Genomic DNA, 3,087 nt, shown 5'->3' on the forward strand with positions numbered 1-3,087 from the left:
AAGCGTTGCGCCGGGCGAGGCATGCCTCGCCCCTACAACGCACGACTGGCAGCCCTGCAACACTTTCCACTCTCCATTTTCCACGAAAAAATCCCGGACCTGCGTCCGGGAATTTTTTTCTCAATCTTCCATTCAAATACTCAAACTTCCAGTTTGGCCGTCAGGGTCTCCTTTGCGCCCCAGCGGTCCACGACGGGCTGCACCGTGTCCTTCAGGAAGCGCGTCACCTGCGACGGGCAGCAGCCGATGAAGGCCCGCGGGTCGAGCATCTCCTCCAGCTCCTCCCGACTCAGCGGGAACAGCGGGTCGGCCGCGATGCGGTCGAGCAGGTCGTTCTGCCCGCCCTCGAGCTTCACGCGGGCGGCCGCGGCGTGGGAATGCACGCGCAGAGCCTCGTGCAGCTCCTGCCGGTCGCCTCCGCGCTTCACAGACTCCATGAGGATGTTCTCCGTGGCCATGAACGGCAGCTTCTCCATCACGCGGCGGGCGATGACGCGCTCATAGACCACGATGCCCTCCGTGATGTTCATATAGATGTTCAAAATGGCGTCCGTCGCCAAAAATGCCTCCGCCACGGAAAGGCGCTTGTTCGCCGAGTCGTCGAGCGTGCGCTCGAACCACTGCGTGCCCGCCGTGAACGCGGGGTTCAGGCTGTCCGTCATCACATAGCGCGCCAGCGCGCACATGCGCTCCGAGCGCATGGGGTTGCGCTTGTACGGCATGGCGGACGAGCCGATCTGGTGCTTCTCAAACGGCTCCTCCAGCTCCTCGAACGACTGGGCGATGCGCAGGTCGTTCGCGAACTTCATCGCGCTCTGGGCGATGCCGGACAGGGCCGAGAGGAAGTAGCTGTCCACCTTGCGGGAATACGTCTGGCCGGACACCGGCACGACGCCCGCAAAGCCCATCTCGTCCGCGATCAGGCGCTCCATCTCCTGAATTTTGCCCTCGTCGCCGCCGAACAGCTCGAGGAACGAGGCCTGTGTGCCCGTTGTGCCCTTCGAGCCGAGCAGCTGCAGGCGCGACAGGCGGAACTCCAGCTCGTCGATGTCCATGAGCAGCTCGTTGATCCACAGCGCCGCGCGCTTGCCCACGGTCGTGAGCTGGGCGGGCTGCAGATGGGTGTAGCCGAGGCAGGGCGTGTCCTTCCAGCGGTCGGCAAAGGCCGAGAGGTTCCGCACGACCTGCACGGCCTTCTTCACCACGAGCTGCGCGGCCTCGCGCAGGATGATGAGATCCGTGTTGTCGCCGACGTAGCACGACGTCGCGCCGAGGTGGATGATGCCCGCCGCCTTCGGGCACTGCAGGCCGTAGGCGTAGACGTGGCTCATCACGTCGTGGCGCACCTCGCGCTCGCGGGCCTCAGCCTCGGCGTAGTTGATGTCGTCGCGGTGGGCCTCCAGCTCGGCGATCTGCTCGTCCGTGATGGCAAGGCCGAGCGTCTTCTCCGCGCGGGCCAGGGCGATCCACAGCCGCCGCCAGGTGCGGAATTTGAAGTCCTGCGAGAAAAGGTACTGCATTTCCGCGCTGGCATAGCGCGTGGAGAGCGGGGAAATATAACGGTCCGTCTGCATGATGTTCTCCTCTTTTTACAACTGAGTCCGATCGATCGAACGGGGAGCCTCTGATGGAATTCACAAGCGTGGATGGCGAGAGATTTTTCGTCGAGTCGAGGTTTGGAAAGCGCAGGCGTACTTTGTGTACTCCAAGCTTTCTGAACCGATGGATCGGCGGAAAAGATTCGGCATCCGCCGAAGGGAATTCCATCAGAGGTTCCCCATTAAACTCCGATGTTCTGGTTTCTGTTTACGATCCGGGTCGTGACCTCGCCGGTCCGGCGGTCGATAAAGGCCGTGAAGAGCGACACGCGGTTTTCCGCGTGCAGGCCGTACCACACCGCCGCGGTGAAGTCCTCCTGACTGCCGCAGATGGTCACGGCGCGCGGCTCTCCGCAGAAGGACGGCAGCGGCGTGCCGTCGCCCTCGTAGGTGTAGATGATATGTCCCATCCCGGCGCGCGGCACGTCATAGTCGAAGACGCTGCGCTGGCAGCAGCGCGGGCTGCCCTCCATCGCCTTGAGGATGGACAGGGCATAGTGCCCGTCCGGATACAGCAGGCCCGAGATGCGCGGCGTGAAGTCCGGCGCGTCCTGCTTGAACGTGCTGGCGCGCAGCGCCTCCTCCCACGGGCGGCCGACGGCGAAGCAGTCGCGGATGGCGTCGGTCTGGTCGCCGTTCGAAACGACCCACGCCTCGCCGATGCGCCGCACCGGGTTATAGAGGATGCCCTTGGGATCCGTCATGGCCGCAGGGTCGAAGGCCTGCGCGCGGATGCCGTCGTCCGTCCGGACAAACACGCGGTTGCGGCTGTTGGCGCTGCGGCCCATGATGAAATAGGCCAGCACGCTGCACCGGTCGTCGCCGGAGCGGCCGAGCACGATGCCGCGGCCCGGATAGGGATTGTCCCGCAGCAGACGCGAAATGTCATACATTCTGATTCTCCTCCCTGCCCCGTCTGAAAAAAAACGGCGCACCTGCCGCAAACGCAGGTGTGCCCAGACGGTCGGCAACGAACCGATCCTGCCGCGCGATCCCGAAAACCGGGTCTGTATTTTTGAACGCGCCGCTTTCTCTTTGTGCCTTTATTTTATCACATTTGCCCGCGTTCGTCAAATCCCGCCGTGACGGAATAATCAACGAACGTTTCGGGTTCCCCCGCGGATTTTTGTGCTTTTTCCATAGAACGAAGATATTTGTAATGTTATGTGTAGAGGAAGAGCAGGATGGAAGTGGAAAACTGAAAATGGAACGTGGAAAGTTTCCGGCCGTGCGCTGTAGGGGAGCGGCATGCCGCTCCTGGCGCTGCACCGCCGATTCGTATTGGGTAACGATAAAATGGCAACGGCCCCCGATTTGTCATTGCGAGGGCGCTCTGCGCCCGTGGCAATCTCGGGAAGGCACTCGCAGCCCGTACAAGCCGCCATTAAAATGGAAAAGGCCGAAATATGGGGTGTAGCGGCGCTCACTGCGCAGCCGTTGGCGGCTTTGCCGCCTTACGGATGCGGCGTCCCCTTTACGGGGAGTGAGC

At 62.6% G+C, this 3,087-nt stretch carries 3 protein-coding genes; 1 reads left to right on the plus strand and 2 read right to left on the minus strand.

Going from position 1 to position 3,087, the window contains the following annotated elements:
• Positions 1 to 140 precede the first annotated feature (140 nt).
• Positions 141 to 1,574 (minus strand): adenylosuccinate lyase, encoded by a 1,434-nt coding sequence (purB, locus tag WMO66_RS00265; RefSeq protein WP_349134406.1) that lies wholly within the window; start codon positions 1,572 to 1,574, stop codon positions 141 to 143.
• A gap of 206 nt (positions 1,575 to 1,780) precedes the next feature.
• The gene (locus tag WMO66_RS00270) at positions 1,781 to 2,491 is read right to left on the minus strand and encodes an IMP cyclohydrolase (RefSeq protein WP_349134407.1); all 711 of its coding nucleotides are present in this window, start codon (positions 2,489 to 2,491) and stop codon (positions 1,781 to 1,783) included.
• Between WMO66_RS00270 and WMO66_RS00275 the strand changes: the two genes are divergently transcribed.
• The gene (locus WMO66_RS00275) at positions 2,481 to 2,684 is read left to right on the plus strand and encodes a hypothetical protein (protein ID WP_349134408.1); all 204 of its coding nucleotides are present in this window, start codon (positions 2,481 to 2,483) and stop codon (positions 2,682 to 2,684) included. The two genes, WMO66_RS00270 and WMO66_RS00275, sit on opposite strands and share 11 nt — an antisense overlap.
• Positions 2,685 to 3,087 lie beyond the last annotated feature (403 nt).

Source organism: Faecousia intestinalis (assembly GCF_040096185.1).
In the GTDB taxonomy this organism is placed as follows: domain Bacteria; phylum Bacillota; class Clostridia; order Oscillospirales; family Oscillospiraceae; genus JAZOXB01.